The 14,909-nt window shown below is 59.0% G+C and carries 17 protein-coding genes; 2 read left to right on the forward strand and 15 right to left on the reverse strand.

The window, feature by feature from the left end; translation table 11 throughout:
* Nucleotides 1-93: 93 nt before the first annotated feature.
* On the forward strand, nt 94-1,557 hold the full coding sequence (locus tag QP968_RS06615) for an integrase core domain-containing protein (protein WP_284855619.1): 1,464 nt from the start codon (nt 94-96) through the stop codon (nt 1,555-1,557).
* Between the two features lie 88 nt (nt 1,558-1,645).
* Here the strand turns inward: QP968_RS06615 and QP968_RS06620 are convergent, their stop codons facing one another.
* The 4 genes from QP968_RS06620 to QP968_RS06635 all read right to left on the reverse strand — a co-directional run bounded on the left by QP968_RS06620 (nt 1,646) and on the right by QP968_RS06635 (nt 5,227).
* The gene (locus tag QP968_RS06620) at nt 1,646-2,404 is read right to left on the reverse strand and encodes an ATP-binding cassette domain-containing protein (protein ID WP_284855620.1); all 759 of its coding nucleotides are present in this window, start codon (nt 2,402-2,404) and stop codon (nt 1,646-1,648) included.
* Between the two features lie 3 nt (nt 2,405-2,407).
* Complete coding sequence (locus QP968_RS06625; RefSeq protein ID WP_284855621.1) at nt 2,408-3,460, reverse strand: ABC transporter permease; 1,053 nt, start codon at nt 3,458-3,460, stop codon at nt 2,408-2,410.
* Nucleotides 3,457-4,455 (reverse strand): substrate-binding domain-containing protein, encoded by a 999-nt coding sequence (locus QP968_RS06630; protein ID WP_284855622.1) that lies wholly within the window; start codon nt 4,453-4,455, stop codon nt 3,457-3,459. Before QP968_RS06630 ends, QP968_RS06625 begins: the two co-directional genes overlap by 4 nt.
* A 79-nt stretch (nt 4,456-4,534) precedes the next feature.
* Nucleotides 4,535-5,227: a hypothetical protein gene (locus QP968_RS06635; RefSeq protein ID WP_284855623.1), complete on the reverse strand. Its 693-nt coding sequence runs from the start codon at nt 5,225-5,227 to the stop codon at nt 4,535-4,537.
* Between the two features lie 197 nt (nt 5,228-5,424).
* Here QP968_RS06635 and QP968_RS06640 point away from each other — a divergent pair, with 197 nt between their 5' ends.
* Nucleotides 5,425-5,595 (forward strand): hypothetical protein, encoded by a 171-nt coding sequence (locus QP968_RS06640; protein WP_284855624.1) that lies wholly within the window; start codon nt 5,425-5,427, stop codon nt 5,593-5,595.
* A 16-nt stretch (nt 5,596-5,611) separates the two neighbouring features.
* Here QP968_RS06640 and QP968_RS06645 read toward each other — a convergent pair whose 3' ends face one another.
* The 11 genes from QP968_RS06645 to mltG all read right to left on the reverse strand — a co-directional run bounded on the left by QP968_RS06645 (nt 5,612) and on the right by mltG (nt 14,891).
* The gene (locus tag QP968_RS06645; protein WP_284855625.1) at nt 5,612-6,460 is read right to left on the reverse strand and encodes a PPK2 family polyphosphate kinase; all 849 of its coding nucleotides are present in this window, start codon (nt 6,458-6,460) and stop codon (nt 5,612-5,614) included.
* A gap of 22 nt (nt 6,461-6,482) precedes the next feature.
* Nucleotides 6,483-7,082, reverse strand: coding sequence for a transcription antitermination factor NusB (gene nusB, locus QP968_RS06650; protein WP_284855626.1), 600 nt, complete (start codon nt 7,080-7,082; stop codon nt 6,483-6,485).
* A gap of 79 nt (nt 7,083-7,161) precedes the next feature.
* Nucleotides 7,162-7,725, reverse strand: a complete 564-nt coding sequence (gene efp / locus QP968_RS06655; RefSeq protein ID WP_284855627.1) for an elongation factor P — start codon at nt 7,723-7,725, stop codon at nt 7,162-7,164.
* A 90-nt stretch (nt 7,726-7,815) separates the two neighbouring features.
* Entirely contained in the window at nt 7,816-8,907 is a 1,092-nt protein-coding gene (locus tag QP968_RS06660; RefSeq protein WP_284855628.1) for a M24 family metallopeptidase, read from the reverse strand.
* Nucleotides 8,907-9,338: a type II 3-dehydroquinate dehydratase gene (gene aroQ, locus QP968_RS06665; RefSeq protein WP_284855629.1), complete on the reverse strand. Its 432-nt coding sequence runs from the start codon at nt 9,336-9,338 to the stop codon at nt 8,907-8,909. The genes QP968_RS06660 and aroQ overlap by 1 nt, the downstream gene beginning before the upstream one ends.
* A 14-nt stretch (nt 9,339-9,352) precedes the next feature.
* Nucleotides 9,353-10,423: a 3-dehydroquinate synthase gene (gene aroB, locus QP968_RS06670; protein ID WP_284855630.1), complete on the reverse strand. Its 1,071-nt coding sequence runs from the start codon at nt 10,421-10,423 to the stop codon at nt 9,353-9,355.
* A gap of 81 nt (nt 10,424-10,504) precedes the next feature.
* Nucleotides 10,505-11,107 carry a shikimate kinase gene (locus tag QP968_RS06675; protein WP_284855631.1) on the reverse strand — a complete coding sequence of 201 codons (603 nt, stop codon included), beginning with the start codon at nt 11,105-11,107 and terminating at the stop codon, nt 10,505-10,507.
* Complete coding sequence (aroC, locus tag QP968_RS06680; protein ID WP_284855632.1) at nt 11,100-12,320, reverse strand: chorismate synthase; 1,221 nt, start codon at nt 12,318-12,320, stop codon at nt 11,100-11,102. Before aroC ends, QP968_RS06675 begins: the two co-directional genes overlap by 8 nt.
* Nucleotides 12,321-12,351: 31 nt before the next feature.
* Nucleotides 12,352-12,807: a prepilin peptidase gene (locus QP968_RS06685; protein WP_284855634.1), complete on the reverse strand. Its 456-nt coding sequence runs from the start codon at nt 12,805-12,807 to the stop codon at nt 12,352-12,354.
* A 39-nt stretch (nt 12,808-12,846) separates the two neighbouring features.
* Entirely contained in the window at nt 12,847-13,719 is an 873-nt protein-coding gene (locus QP968_RS06690; protein ID WP_284855635.1) for a shikimate dehydrogenase, read from the reverse strand.
* A gap of 17 nt (nt 13,720-13,736) precedes the next feature.
* Nucleotides 13,737-14,891: an endolytic transglycosylase MltG gene (gene mltG / locus QP968_RS06695; protein ID WP_284855637.1), complete on the reverse strand. Its 1,155-nt coding sequence runs from the start codon at nt 14,889-14,891 to the stop codon at nt 13,737-13,739.
* Between the last annotated feature and the right edge of the window lie 18 nt (nt 14,892-14,909).

Raw genomic sequence — 14,909 nt, forward strand, 5'->3', positions numbered from 1 at the left:
GATGTCTAGAGACTTTTTGGACACGGAGTCCAGGAGGTTTTTGGACGGTATGTCTAGTGGCTTTTTGGACGGTTACGGCGGTGGAATAGCCGGATGGCTATTCCATTGCATAAGCGTAGAAAGGTCGCAGATTTCGATCCAGTTCGTGACGGCAAGACGGTCACACAGTTTTGCAAAGAATTGGGGATCTCGCGACAGACGTACCACAACATCAAAAACCGGATAGCGCAGAAGGGCCGAGCAGGTATTGTGCCGGATTCGACTGCCCCGAAGAATCCGTTTAAGAAATTTGACGAGGCCGACAAAAACGCAGTCATCCACGCCAGGCAACACTTGATGGAGCAGGGCTTGGATTATGGCCCTTGGTCGATCTACTACTTCTTGTTCGACTCTATCGGTGCCGATCGGACCCCGTCGCGTTCCACCATCGCCTTGTGGCTACAAGAGCTGGGGTTTGTTGATGCCAATGCCCGCAAACGGCCGCGGAGTTCCTATAAGCGCTTCGCCCGCGATTTCGTTGGTGAACTCTGGCAGATCGATGGACTGGTCTATCGCCTCTTCGACCATGCGCACACGCACGTGACGATTTGCCAGATCATCGATGATGCCAGCAGATTTGATGTCGGAACCACAGCATTCGCTCTACCAGAAAACGGTACTGATGCGCGCGCTGCACTGGCCGCAGCGTTCGCCGTCTACGGCAAACCTCAAGAAATCCTTTCTGACAATGGCGATGCGTTCGCCACCTACCACCGGGGTTTTCTCTCTGCTACTGAAACTTGGCTCGCCAGCCAAGGTGTACTTGCTATTGCTGGTTTCGCCCCGACAACCCAGGGAAAAGACGAGCGATCTCACCGTACGTTGACCCAGTTCCTCGATGCACGCCACCCAGTCAACCTTGCCGAGGTCAACACATATCTGGCTGAATATCGCCAGGTTTACAACGAGCGACGACGCCACCAATCACTGCTGGTCGGCAAGATGCACATCACCCCACGCCAAGCTTTCGATACTTTCCCCAAGGCACCGTCGCCTACGCATCCACTCGATCCTGATCAGATCTGGGCCCGCGTAGTTGCCTATAACCAGGCGCACAATCCACAAGCTGTATCCGACATGCTAAACGGCCCCGCGGAAGCGGCAACTTCACACGAGGCCAGCACCGATGACATGGCAGCTCAGCAAGGCATACCTCCCACCGATACCCCTACGTTAACGATGCCTACGACAAATTCAACAAACTATTGGGGCATCCCAGACCAACTCTGTGTGAGCAAAGATGGCGTTGTACGCGTGTGCGGCTTCGGTCTCTACATTGGCCTGAGGTTTAAAAACCGCAGACTCTACTCCACGGTCACAGCCGATAACACTGCGGAGTTCTACACGGCCCATGACGGTGAATTCCTCTTCAGCGTGCCCCTGCCGATCACGTTGAGCCACAGGCCACCAGGTGGTCAGATCAACATCAACCTCGTCGAAGGAATGAAACACCGCCGACCACCCCAGATGAACCCGAAACTATCCAAACCCCGGCCGAAACGCAGGCTACAACCATAAGTCGCTAGAAGGGTCCAAGAACACCATGGATTCCGTGTCCAAAAAGACACCGGACTCCATGTCCAAAAACCCTATGGACATAACACTCCTAGCTGTTCAACTCGTGGCTAAGTGCCTCGAGTTCAGCACCGCCCGACATTTCGCGCGTGAGCTCGTCTAGGGTGACGTGGTCGCGGGAGGCGTCGAGCTCCTGGCGGCCGAGCTTCAGAATCATGAAATGGTCGCCCACCAGATAGGCATGGTGTGGGTTGTGGGTCACCAGAACGACCGCGACGCCACGGTCACGGGCTGCAGCAATGAACTTCAGCACCACGCCGGACTGCTTCACGCCGAGTGCCGCGGTGGGCTCATCAAGCACGATGACTCGGGCACCGAAGTAGACAGCGCGGGCGATGGCGACGACTTGCCGCTGGCCACCAGACAGGTTGCCGGCCTCCACATTCACATCGGGGATGTCAATGCCCATCTCCAAGAGCTGCTCGGAGCAGATGCGCTTCATCTCCTCCTGCTTCAGCGTGCCGAGCACACCGGTCAGTTCCTGGCCCAGGAAGAAGTTCCGCCACACGCTCAGCTCATCGACAATGGCGAGGTTTTGGTACACCGTGGCAATACCCGCATCCAGGGCGTCGCGGGGGGATGTGAAGGTGACGGGTGAGCCGTCGATAAGCAATTGCCCACTCGTTGGGGCGTGCAAACCCGCAAGAATCTTGATGAGCGTCGATTTGCCCGCGCCATTATCACCAAGCACACAGGTGACTTCGCCCGCGTTGATGGTGAGGTCCACTCCGCGCAAGGCGTCGAAGGTGCCGTATGACTTGGTGATGTCACGCAACTCAATGATGGACATGGCCTACCGCCCCTTCGTGATGTTGGCGAATGAAGTGTTGGTGAGCACCGCGAACAAAAGCATCGCACCGAGGAAGAACTTGAACCAGTCAGGATTCCAGCCCGCGTAGACAATGCCCTGGTTGGTCATACCGAAGATGAGCGCACCGATCATCGTGCCGATCGCCGTGCCGCGGCCGCCCTTCATCGCGCAACCACCGATGACAGCGGCGATGATGTACAAGAATTCATTGCCCACGCCTTGGCCCGCCTGAATCGAATCGAAGGCGAACAGCGTGTGCATGCCCACAAACCATGCAGCGAAGCCGACAGTCATGAACAGCACAATTTTAACCAGGCGGACGGGAACACCCACAGCACGCGCGGCATCCTCATCGCCACCGACGGCGGTGATCCAGTTACCGAATTTCGTGCGGAAGAGCACGAACGACGCAATCGCGACGAACAGCAACCACCAAATCACCGTGACACTGATGCGCACGTTGCCGATATGGAAGCTACCAGCAAAGAAGGTGCGTGCGGAGGCGAAGCCCTCCATATCCGCGATGGATGGTGTGGCCACCTGGCCGGTGACGAGCTTGGTCACGGCGAGGTTGAGGCCCTGCAACATGAGGAACGCAGCCAGCGTGATGAGGAAGCTGTCAATACCCGTACGCGTAACGAGGATGCCATTGAGCGCACCAATAGCCAGCGCGATGATGAGCGCGAGGCCCGCACCAACCCACGAGTTCAAGTGCAGGTTGTAATTGAGCATCGATGCGGCCAGCGCCGCAGTGGTCACCGCAACACCAGAAGACAAGTCGAACGCCCCGCCGATCATGAGCAATCCCACGGCGAGTGCCACGATGCCGAGCGTAGAGCTGGCATACAGAATCGTGGCCATCGCCTCAAACGAACGGAACGCTGGGGCGACCGCCAAGAAGAGGCTCAAGATCACCAGGAAACCGAGCAGACTAGCTAGTTCCGGGCGACGGATCAGTTTGGCGAGGCCGGTGTGGGTACGTAGCCGATCGTCCGAGTTACTCTCAGTCGATTCGTCTGTAATTGTCTGGCTCATCGAAGGCCTGCCTTGGCGGCCTCAGCAATCTTCTCCACATTGTCTTTGTCAACGAAGCTCGGGCCCGTGTATACCGGCTGGCCACCACCGAAGGTGCCGCCGTTGCGCTTAGCAACCCAGAGAGAATCCACTGCTAGGTATCCCTGCAGATACGGCTGCTGGTCCACAGCCCACGCCACGCGACCATCCGCAATGGCGTCCACCAGCTCAGCGTTCGTATCAAACGTAACCACCTGCGCCTTGGAACCCGACTGCTTCACAGCCTCCGTCGCACGCATTGCCACCGGTGCCTGCAGCGCGAAAACAGTATCGAAGGACTTGTCCTGGGCCAGCTTGGAGTTAATCGTGGACTGCACCGAGGTCAGGTCCTGGCCATTGACGTAGAGGAGCTCAACCTCGCCTTGGAGGCCTTCCTTCACACCAGCACAACGCGCTTCCTGGGAGGAGTTACCCTGCTCATGGATCACGCAAAGAACCTTGGACTTGCCCTCTTCCTTCAGGCGTTCACCCGCTGCCGTGCCGGCCACCGTTTCGTCCTGGCCGAAAAAGCCGGTGATCCCGTACTTGTCATACTCCTTCATGCCAGAGTTCAATCCCACAACCGGGATGCCTGCCTCCGTAGCGAGCTTCGCGGCAGGACCGATAGCCTCCGCATTCGGCAGCGTCACCGCGATGCCGTCCACGTTCGAGTCCACTGCGGAACGCACCAGGTTCGCCTGGTTCGGCGCCTGCGGATCAGAGGAGTAACGCAACTCAATGTTGTCCTTCTTCGCTGCATCCTCGGCACCCTTGCGCACGAGGTCCCAGTACGTATCGCCCGGCGCACCGTGAGTAACCATTGACACGACGTAGCGCGGAGTGTCTACCCCACCGCCACCCGTGCCGCCAGCCTCACCCTCACGCTGGGCCCCACCCGTGGAAGAGCAACCCGAAAGAGTCAGACCCACCGCGGCCGTCAGCGCCGCGACTTTGTACAGCTTAGAGAAACTTTTCATTCACCCAGTGTGCCCCGTCACAGCGGAAAACCCGGCATCCCAATCGTTCTTTACCGATTAAGTAGTCGGGCCTTGGGCCTTAGTTGAGGTCGGATAATCCTGGGCCTACGGGCTGCTTGTCCAACAGCGGTGTCAGTTCAGCCATGGCTTCCTTCATGTCCTCAACATCCTGGGAGTCGCCTTGCGAGTGGCGGAACATGTACGTGGTTGCCGCAGCGTTGCCGAAACTCGTTGAGCAGAAGAACTGGCGCAGGTCTGCCTCCGGGTGCTTGGCGCACGCGAAGGAGCGGTCCCCCACCGTGAACTCGAACTCATCCCACGGCAGCACTGCCTCCCCGTCACGCTTCTGCTGTTCTTGGTAGCTTTCCATGTGCAGCTTGCGCTCGTCTTGGGCCGCCTTCTTGGGGTCACTCGGGCATGGATCCTGCCCCAGCTCTTCGTCGTAGTACGAAACACCGACGGAGAATTGCTCAGGGCCATTTTGGTAATAGTGATTCCACCCCTCATCCATCACCGTGCTGTAGTCCGGGTCATACGGCAACCCCACGAGTTCATCTGGCATCTCCTCCAGGAGTGCCTTAATGCTCACTTCAGCGGCACACGTGCCGGGATCTGCTTGGTCTTGGGTGGCGCTTGCGTCAGCATCGCTTCGCACGGCGCTGTTCTGTGTGGTGTTTGGTTCTCCTTCGCCGTTTTCAGCGTTCCCCGAACAGCCAGCCACTGTCAGCGCCGTTGCCGCTAGTACCGTCGCAATCGTTTTGGCCTTGCGCATTCGCTCCACTTCCCTCGCAATGTCTCGTCGTGTCAGTCGTACCAGGTGCCAGAAAAATCGTGTGCCCGCAAGGCTACACGCGGTGCTCTTTTGCGGCCGGAGTTTTTCATGCTCATCTGCCTGCCGCTATAAGTGACACTGTTGCTTTCTTTTCGTTCCCCTAAAAAGGTTCAATCACCTTAAGGGGGCTGCAAGGCATGTCCACGTCGGATTGGGTGCTCGCGGTTGACTCCTCTGACCAGATTTCACCGGCCTCCAAGCGACTCATTTACCAAGACAGAGTGCCCATGAATGGCTACGAAATCGAGACCGTGGACAGAGTCTCCGCTGTGTACCGCGACATGATCGCCGGCATCTGGTGGGACTAGTGGCTAGGAGCGGTGTCTAGGACTCCGCGAGACGCTTGAGCTCAACCTCGGGATCGAATTCAGCCTTGGGCCATTCCAGGTTGAGGTCGCGCAGGGCTTGGACGAAGAGAGTCTTCACCACCGTGCGGCAGTAGGCCTTGTTATCGGAGGGGATGCAGTACCACGGGGCAACATCGGTGGATGTGCGCTTGAGCGCAATCTCATATGCTTCTTGGAATTCGTCCCAGAGCCTGCGATCGTCGATATCGCCCGGGTTGTACTTCCAGTGCTTGTCCGGGCGTTCGATGCGCTTGCGCAGGTTCTCCCCCTGGAATTCCTTGGAGATGTGCGGCATGACTTTGATGATCTTCGTGCCGTTGGCAGCGGCTTTCGCCTCAAAGTCAACGATGGCACCGTAGCGGCGCTCAATTTCCTCCGGCGGAGCCATCTGCTTCACACGCTGCACCAACACGTCCTCATAGTGAGAACGGTCGAAAACGCTGATCATGCCGGGCTTGGGCAGGTGCGGCTCAATACGCCAGAGAAAGTCGTGCTTGAGCTCTTCCTCCGTTGGTTTGCCAAAGGCCTTGATGTGTACGCCTTGCGGGTCCATCGTCTCACCCACAACGTTGCGGATGATCCCGCCCTTGCCAGCAGTATCCATGCCCTGCAGGACAAGGAGAATGGAACCGGCGTTCTCATTGCCCGCACGACCATTGGCGTACAGGCATTCCTGGAGTTCATCCAGCTCATCGTCGAATTCATCAAAAGCATCATCGACGTTGTCTTCGCTCACGCCTGGGGTTGACGCCGGATCGACGTCCGCGAGCACAAAGTCCGAGCCAACGCGGAGTTCTTCTGCTTCTTTGATAGATACCTTTGCCATGATGAGCTACTCCTAGTGTTCCCTAGTCCTGCTCTTGCACAGGGGTTTCTTGAACGGATTCGGTGGTCGTTTCGGCCACTTTAGGTGCTTCTACTTCGGCGCCGGGCCCTGCCAACGCATCGGTGGCGTCTTCCTCAGCGAAGCCGATCAGGCCGGTCTCCCCAGTGATGATGTCGGGGGCGTCAGCGGAGTTTGCCTGGATGATGTCATCGAGTACCGCGTGAATGTATGGCGAGGCCTTGTCGCCGGCGTATTCCACGGACATCTCCATTGCGTTAGAGATCACGATGGAGGGTTCCACAGCGGGGTTGTAGAGAATCTCCCACGTAGAGACACGCAAAATGGCGCGGTCAACGGCAGGTAGGCGGTTGAGCTCCCAATCCTCAGAGAGGAAGCGTGCAATCGCATCATCAATCTCGTCGAGGCTTTCAGCGGCACCGGAGATGATCTCACGGGTGTAATCAGCAACAGGGGCCACAGCATTGGCAGGGTCTTCGGCCAGCTTGATGCGGTCCTCCACGATGGCCACCGGGTCCACATCGCGGGTCTCAGCTTCGAAGAGGATGTCTACAGCGCGACGGCGTGCACGGTAACGCGCACCATGACGTTTGTAATCAGGCATGTTTTTCAGAAAGGAAGAAAAGTTGGGTGAAGCGGGCCCAGCTTGAGCCCGCTTCATTGGAAGAAACTAGAACTAGTGCCTAGTTGTTCACGCGAGACAGGTACTCACCCGTGCGGGTGTCCACCTTGACCACGTTGCCAGTTTCCAGGAACAGCGGAACCTGGATCTCAGCACCAGTCTCCAGCTTGGCCGGCTTGGTGCCGCCGGTGGAGCGGTCACCTTGCAGGCCCGGATCGGTGTGCTCAATGGTCAGATCCACGGAGATCGGCAGCTCAGCGAACAGTGCCTCACCCTCATGGAAGGAAACCTGCACGCGCATGTTCTCCAGGAGGAAGCGAGCAGCGTCGCCGAACTTATCCTCCGGCAGCTCGTACTGCTCATAGGTCTTGTCATCCATGACCACGTAGTTCTGGCCATCGTTGTACAGGTAGGTCATGTCGCGACGGTCAACCGTTGCGGTTTCCACCTTGACGCCTGCGTTCCAGGTCTTGTCCACGGTCTTGCCGGAGACAACGTCCTTCAGCTTCGTACGCACGAAAGCAGGGCCCTTGCCCGGCTTCACGTGCTGGAACTCGACGATCTGCTGGAGCTTGCCGTCAACCTTGAGCACAAGGCCGTTCTTGAAATCAGCGGTGGTTGCCACGAAATAATCTCCCTTGAAGTAGATCTGGCTCTTTTAAAACAAGCCCATGCTACACCACTGATCAGCACATGCTTAAGGCAGCGTGGCTCCTTAGAGGACAGTGAGTTCCTTCGGGAATGTGGTGATCACGCGTGGAGCACCAGAAGTAATCACCACTGTGTCCTCAATGCGCACTCCCCCATGTCCTGGCACGTAGATGCCTGGCTCAATGGTCAGGGTCATGTTCTCTTCGAGTGAACCCTTCGCGCGCGTGGACGCGGCAGGACCTTCGTGCACATCCAGGCCAATACCGTGTCCGGTGGAGTGAACAAAGTACTCGCCATAACCAGCTTGCTCAATGATGTCGCGGGACGCCTTGTCCACCTCAACCAACGCGCGCCCAGCTGTGGCTGCGCGGACACCTGCCTTTTGGGCTTCAAGCACTGTCTCGTAGATCTCCCGCGCGAAGTCTGAAACATGCCCAATGATGAAGGTGCGCGTCATATCCGAGTTGAAGCCACGGTAATGGGCACCAAAGTCAATGGTGACAATGTCCCCACTCTCAATCACTCGCTCACCTGCCCCATGGTGTGGCAACGCCGAGTTCGGGCCAGACGCCACGATGGTGTCAAAGCTCGGGCGCTCCGCCCCCAGCAGGCGCATGCGGTATTCAAGGTCAGCTGCCACGTCACGCTCCGTGCGTCCGGCACGCAGTTCTCCTGCCTCGATCAGGCCCGTCAGCGCATCCGTACCAATCTGTGCTGCCTCTTCCAGCCGGGCCAGCTCATAGCGGTCCTTGCGCAGCCGGATCTGCTCAATCGCCCCATCGACGGGAACGAGGGTCACACCATCCGGGCATGCCTTCTTCATGGCTTCGAGTTCAGCCACGGTAGTGCGCGCTGCATCAAAGCCCACACGCCAGCCTTCCGGCACAGTGGCAAGCAGAGCTTCTGCCCCATTGCGCACGATCACGGCCTCAATGTCTTTGACTTCATCGGCGATCTGCGTGGTGTAGCGGCCATCCGTGGCAATGGCGGCGGAAAGATCCTTGTTCACCAGCAAAGCTCCCGCAGAACCAGTGAAGCCAGACAGGTAGCGCACATTGGTCGGATGAGTGACTAAGAAAGAGTCAATGCGTTTGCCCGCTAGTTGCGCGGACAAGGTGCGCCGGCGGGTGAGGAAACGGGAATCAGCGAAGCTCATCAGGACCTCCTCAAGAAGTACTCAAGCGCGAGCTCATAACCCTCAACACCCAGGCCAGCGATCACGCCAATGGCAATAGGAGTCAAGTACGAGTGGTGGCGGAACTCCTCACGCGCGTGCACGTTAGAAATGTGCACTTCAATGAAGCCGGCGCCATCGCTTATTTCTGCCAACGCATCCCGCAAAGCAACGGAGGTGTGGGTAAAGCCACCGGGGTTGATAATCACGGCGGCGCCATTGTCGGCAGCCTCATGCACTACGTCGATAAGCTCGCCCTCGTGATTGGACTGGCGGAAGATGAGCTCCACCTTGTCACCGGCGAGCGCGCGCAGGCGCTGCTCCACATCCGCCAGTGTCGTCGAGCCGTAGATCTCCGGCTGGCGCTTTCCCAACCGGTTCAGGTTTGGCCCGTTGAGCACATAAACCTTCACGTCACCCTCCTTGTTTACTGCGTTGGTCGCGTGAGCTCAGTGTACGCCTGACGCATCTCCTCGATCGTCGCATCTTCCAGGCGAGATGTCTTGCCAATGCCTTCAAGCACAACGAAGCGGATGCGCCCGTCACGATTCTTCTTGTCGTGCGTCATGCCTTCGTACAACTCGTCGAAAGCAGCCGGGTCGTAGGTCACCGGCAGCCCCACGCTGGTCAGGATGTCGCGGTGGAGGGCAACCACCGAATCGCTAATAAGCCCCCTATTCTTTGCCAGCAACGCGACGAACATCATGCCCACAGCGACGGCATTGCCGTGACGCCAGCGGTAATCCTCGCGCTTCTCCAGCGCGTGGCCGAGCGTGTGCCCATAGTTGAGGATTTCGCGTAGGGACGACTCCTTCAGGTCCTCACTCACCACTCGGGTCTTGACCGCGACGGAACGCTCAATGAGCTCCGCGATCTTGTTCTTCGGCACATCATCGCCCTGCTGATAGATATCCAGGATCACGGGGTCGGCGATGAAACCGGTCTTGATGATCTCGGCGGAGCCGGCAACGAATTCTTCGTGCGCGAGGGTGTCCAGGCGGTCCAAGTCAATGAAAACGGAATCCGGCTCATGGAAGGCACCGACGAGGTTCTTCCCGGCATCCGTGTTGATGCCGGTCTTGCCACCGACTGCGGCATCGACCATGGCAAGCAGCGTCGTAGGAACCTGAATGACCTTGATTCCACGCATCCACGTTGCGGCGGCGAAACCAGCAAGATCTGTTGTCGCACCGCCACCAAGACCCAGCACTACGTCCTGGCGGGAGAAATTCTTCTCACCGAAGAGATCCCACAGGCCACTCAGCACAGGCAAAGACTTCCCGTCTTCCGCATCCGGGATTTCCGTTAGGGTGACCTCCACGCCCTTCGCCGTAATGAGCTCACGCAGCCGCTCCGCGATGGGGGTCAGTGGCCCCTGGTGAATGATCGCCGCTTGGCGCGCACCTGTGTCCGCTACGCGCGTAGCAATTTTCTCATCCAGACCCGCACCAATGTGCACGTCATACGGGTTCGGGCCAGTGACACTGATAACCGCCATGGTGAAATGCTTTCTGTGCTGCTTGCTGGTTGCTACTGGTTTTGTACTGCTTGATTATTGCTGTCCGTGGTTGAGCGTGGCTTAGCCGGATTCAATGAGGTTGAGAATCTCCGCCACGAGGCGTTGCGGGGGACGTGAATCGGTGCGCACGCGGTGCATGGCTACCTCACGGTAGAACGGCTCACGTGCTTCCAGCAGCGCGCGGTAATGCGCCACCGGATCCTCGGCGTTGAGTACCGGGCGGGAGTCATTGCCGGACGTCCGGCGCACGCCTTCCTCCACGGATACATCAATCCACACCACGGTGTGCGCTTGGAGGAGCTTGCGGGTTGACTCGGTGACCACTGCCCCACCACCCAGGCTCACCACGCCACCAGATGCCAGGGATTGCGCGACGTAGTCAGCTTCGACTTCGCGGAAGCGTTCCTCACCGAGCTCCGAGTAGACCTCGCCGGTGGGTTTGCCTTCGCCTTTAGCAATGAGCTCATCTGAATCCACCAGTGGCAGATTCATCGCACGCGCAAGGCGACGGCCGATGGTGGATTTGCCGGCACCGGGCGGGCCAACAAGAACAACGCGGGGGGATCCGTGCACGACCTGCTCCCCCAGGGTCTCCACCGGCTCTTGCGGTGTGGCTGGACGACGCGGCCCAGGTTTTGGCACAGGGAACCCCGGGCTAGTCATCGCTGTTTCCTTCGAAAGCGAGGCGCTCCGCAACGTACTGCTTGTACGCCTCCACGTTGCGCTTTGTTTCCTCGATGCTGTCACCACCGAATTTCTCCAGCACAGCGCGTGCCAGCACGAGTGCCACCATCGCTTCCGCAACCACACCGGCAGCCGGCACAGCGCACACGTCCGAGCGTTGGTGAATCGCGGTTGCAGCATCGCCGGAGGACATATCCACGGTCTTGAGCGCGCGTGGGACAGTGGAAATCGGCTTCATCGCAGCACGCACACGCAGGGCTTCTCCATTGGTCATGCCGCCTTCGAGGCCACCGGCACGGTTGGTCTCACGGCGCACGCCATCACCATCACGCACCATCTCATCGTGGGCTTCACTGCCACGACGTCGTGCTTCTTCAAAGCCATCGCCGACCTCAACGCCCTTGATTGCCTGGATGCCCATAAGGGCTGCAGCCAGCTGCGCATCAAGACGGGCATCACCAGACACGTGGGAACCCAAGCCGATCGGCAGGCCCTCCACGATGACTTCAACGATGCCGCCGAGAGTGTCACCCTGCTTCTTAGCCGCCTCAATCTCAGTGATCATGGACGCCTCGGCCTCGATGCCGAACGCGCGGACCGGGGAGGCGTCGATACGCTCAATGTCCTCGAATTTCGGAAGCGGTCCGGTATACGGCTCGGACGCGCCGATGGAGATGACGTGCGAGAGAACCTCAACACCGAGGACCTCACGCAGGAAGGAACGCGCGATCGTTGCGGCCGCCACGCGCGAGGCAGTTTCGCGTGCCGACGACCTCTCCAACACCGGACGCGCCGCATCAAAGCCGTACTTGATCATGCCGGCGAAATCGGCGTGACCTGGACGCGGGCGAGTCAGTGACGCACCACGACCAGAGCTCATGGCCTTAGCCACCTCTGGGTCTTCCATGTCCAACTCATGCGGGGACATGATGGTGGTCCACTTCGGCCACTCCTTATTGCCAATCATCACGGCAATCGGGCTACCAATCGTCTTCCCGTGAATCACACCGGAGAGAACCGTGAGCTCGTCCTGCTCAAACTTCATGCGCGCACCACGACCATAGCCAAGGCGGCGGCGAGCAAGCTGGTGGCCGATCTCCTCAGTGGAGACAGTGACCCCGGCTGGCATATTCTCAACCATCGCGATAAGCGCCTGACCGTGGGATTCACCTGCAGTAGTCCATCGAAGCATGGAGGCATTGTCTCACATTGGCCACACAGTCTCACGTAAGGGCGCACGCAATGACCACCAGCCAGGCTGCAGTGAGCATCGACGGACCATGCGCCATGCCGGATTGTCGGGCAACAAGGAGGACGCATACCGTGATCATGCTGCTCAACAGCATCGCCCCTAACACACCCATCACGCCACCTGAAAGCGCGACGGCAACCCCAAGTGGCACAGCGAGTTTGATGTCACCGCCACCGATACCAGGTCTATTCACGGGCGTGGCCAGCGCTGTGACCAGATACATTCCGGGCCATAGCATCCCCCACCACCCCGTGGGATACACGAAGCACGCCACTACAGCTGCGGCTGCTGCGGGAAGAGTGAGCGCATTGGGCAGACGTTGCTCGCGCACATCCCACACAACAAGTGTCACCGTCCACGCGAGCGCTAGGAGCACTGCCAGAACCAGCGCTACTAGATGCGCGTCATTGGCATTTCCCCCAAACATGTTGATCCACCCCCCCAGATCACGTTGTGGGGCTTAAGCCTACATGCGATTCTGTCGCGTCACACCGGTCGGCGATACCCAGCCGACGTGACGGAACAATGCCTCTCGCATCTCTTCCCGTGGGGCGTCCACACCCGTGAACTGTTCAAACTGTGAATACGCCTGGCATGCCAACATGACCAACCCGCCCACTGTCATGTGCCCGTTGGAGGCAGCACACGTGGCCAGCGGTGTCGGCCAGGGGTCATAAATCACATCGAGGACTGGAGCGTGGCCAAGCTCAGCGAAGCGTGTTTCCAGAACCTTTGCTGGCACCGTGGAGATGATTGCGTCAACGCTCAATGCCAGATCCCGAAGATCACGCTCGAAATTGATGAAGTCCGCTTCCACGCCGGTGTTCTCCAGCAGCGGGGCAAGTTCTTCGGAGCGGTCGGAGCGGTTGAGAACCGTGACTTTATCCACGCCACGTTGGGTGAGCGCCCACAGTGCCGGGCGGGCGGTGCCGCCACTGCCGATGAGCAGCACGTGGCCGAGCTTCTTCTCCGGCCCCACGAGTTCGTTCAGTGCACCGGAGATGCCTTCGCAGTCCGTATTATCAGCACGCCAGAAGGTCTTTCCATCGCGAGTCTCGCGCACCAAGGTGTTGGCCGAGCCAATCGCGCGGGCACGATCGGTGACTTCATCCGCAAATTCCAGCGCTGCGAACTTGCCGGGCATGGTGACAGAGAAGCCACGGTAGCTCTCATCGGCATTGCCAACGATGTCTGGCAGCTGCTCAGCTGTGCACTCAATACGCTCATACTCCCAGCCATCAAGGCCAGCCGCCTCATAGCCGGCTGAGTGCAGCACCGGTGACAGTGAGTGCGCGATCGGGCTGCCCAGCACCGCCGCGCGGTGATTGATCACGGTCATGCCAGCAAGCTCCTTGTCTAGCGCTGGGAATCCAGAATCCCGGATTCGTACGCCCGCTGGACTGCTTCCTGGTGCTCCTCGAAGGTGTTGGTGAACAGCGTGGTGCCGTCCTTGTCAATGGTGACGAAGAAGAGCCATTCACCCTCAGCAGGGTTCTCCATCGCACGGATCGCTTCCTCCGAAGGCGAAGCAATCGGCGTATCAGGCAGACCATCCTTGGCGTAGGTATTCCACGGGGTCTCACGCTGGCGGTCCGAATCGCCGGTAGCCACCTCAACGGACTCAAGGTCGTAGTTCACGGTGGAATCAAACTCCAGGCGCATGGGTGCGTCAAGGCGGTTCAAGATCACGCGGGCCACCTTGTCAAACTCCCCTGCCGGCGCTTCACGCTCCACAAGGGATGCTGCAATAAGAAGCTCATACGGACTCACGCCAATGGCCTGTGCACGGCCGACGATGTCGGTGGCGTTGTACTTCTTCGCCGAACGCGTAATCAGATCAGTCAAAATCGCCTTCGCATCAGCATTCGGGTTGACCACGTACTCACCCGGGGCAATCAAACCCTCAAGGCGCTTAGGGTCACCCTCGCGTGCGCTAACGGGGCCCAGTGCCCATTCCGGCACACCAAGCTCAGACGGATCCGTCTGGGCCGCGACGTCCTGCAGTTCATCAACGTGAATGCAGCCCTCGGCCTTGCCATCCTCACCACACGTCACGCGGGAAATGCTAGAGAAGATGCCAAAGCGAACGTCGCCGCCGACCACGCGGACGTCGTTAAGCGTCTGCCCACCTGGAATCTTCAACATCTCAATTTGAGTGGCCGGATCCAGCAGCGCAGCAACCGCGGACTTCGCGCTCATTTTCTTCTGCAGGCGGTAAAAGCCAGGCTGGATATTATCCGCATCCGGGTTGGACGCTAAAGCAGACTGGAATGCCTGGTTCGACCGCACAACCTCCAGCTCCTCCAGTGTCGGGCCTAGCGCGGTCAGGTTGGAGCCCTCCGGGATCTCAACGATCTGCTCCTGACCGTTACCGTCACCGCTAAAATCCGCCCCCGAGGAGGTCGAACGGGCAACGCCGATGTACACCACTGCTCCGAGGATCAGAAGAATGGACACGATGAGTACCGCGACACCGCGGGTGCGGCCTTGCGAGGTTTGTGCCGTGCTCACGATTAGATCTCCTTGGGG

It is taken from the genome of Corynebacterium sp. MSK041 (assembly GCF_030232265.1).
Taxonomy (GTDB): Bacteria; Actinomycetota; Actinomycetes; order Mycobacteriales; family Mycobacteriaceae; genus Corynebacterium.

Bases quoted from the DNA above. Each gene is read 5' to 3' on its own strand.
- QP968_RS06615 (WP_284855619.1), top strand. From the start codon at position 94: ATGGCTATTCCATTGCATAAGCGTAGAAAGGTCGCAGATTTCGATCCA.
- QP968_RS06620 (WP_284855620.1), bottom strand. From the start codon at position 2,404: ATGTCCATCATTGAGTTGCGTGACATCACCAAGTCATACGGCACCTTC.
- QP968_RS06625 (WP_284855621.1), bottom strand. From the start codon at position 3,460: ATGAGCCAGACAATTACAGACGAATCGACTGAGAGTAACTCGGACGAT.
- QP968_RS06630 (WP_284855622.1), bottom strand. From the start codon at position 4,455: ATGAAAAGTTTCTCTAAGCTGTACAAAGTCGCGGCGCTGACGGCCGCG.
- QP968_RS06635 (WP_284855623.1), bottom strand. From the start codon at position 5,227: ATGCGCAAGGCCAAAACGATTGCGACGGTACTAGCGGCAACGGCGCTG.
- QP968_RS06640 (WP_284855624.1), top strand. From the start codon at position 5,425: ATGTCCACGTCGGATTGGGTGCTCGCGGTTGACTCCTCTGACCAGATT.
- QP968_RS06645 (WP_284855625.1), bottom strand. From the start codon at position 6,460: ATGGCAAAGGTATCTATCAAAGAAGCAGAAGAACTCCGCGTTGGCTCG.
- nusB (WP_284855626.1), bottom strand. From the start codon at position 7,082: ATGCCTGATTACAAACGTCATGGTGCGCGTTACCGTGCACGCCGTCGC.
- QP968_RS06660 (WP_284855628.1), bottom strand. From the start codon at position 8,907: ATGAGCTTCGCTGATTCCCGTTTCCTCACCCGCCGGCGCACCTTGTCC.
- aroB (WP_284855630.1), bottom strand. From the start codon at position 10,423: ATGGCGGTTATCAGTGTCACTGGCCCGAACCCGTATGACGTGCACATT.
- QP968_RS06675 (WP_284855631.1), bottom strand. From the start codon at position 11,107: ATGACTAGCCCGGGGTTCCCTGTGCCAAAACCTGGGCCGCGTCGTCCA.
- aroC (WP_284855632.1), bottom strand. From the start codon at position 12,320: ATGCTTCGATGGACTACTGCAGGTGAATCCCACGGTCAGGCGCTTATC.
- QP968_RS06685 (WP_284855634.1), bottom strand. From the start codon at position 12,807: ATGTTTGGGGGAAATGCCAATGACGCGCATCTAGTAGCGCTGGTTCTG.
- QP968_RS06690 (WP_284855635.1), bottom strand. From the start codon at position 13,719: ATGACCGTGATCAATCACCGCGCGGCGGTGCTGGGCAGCCCGATCGCG.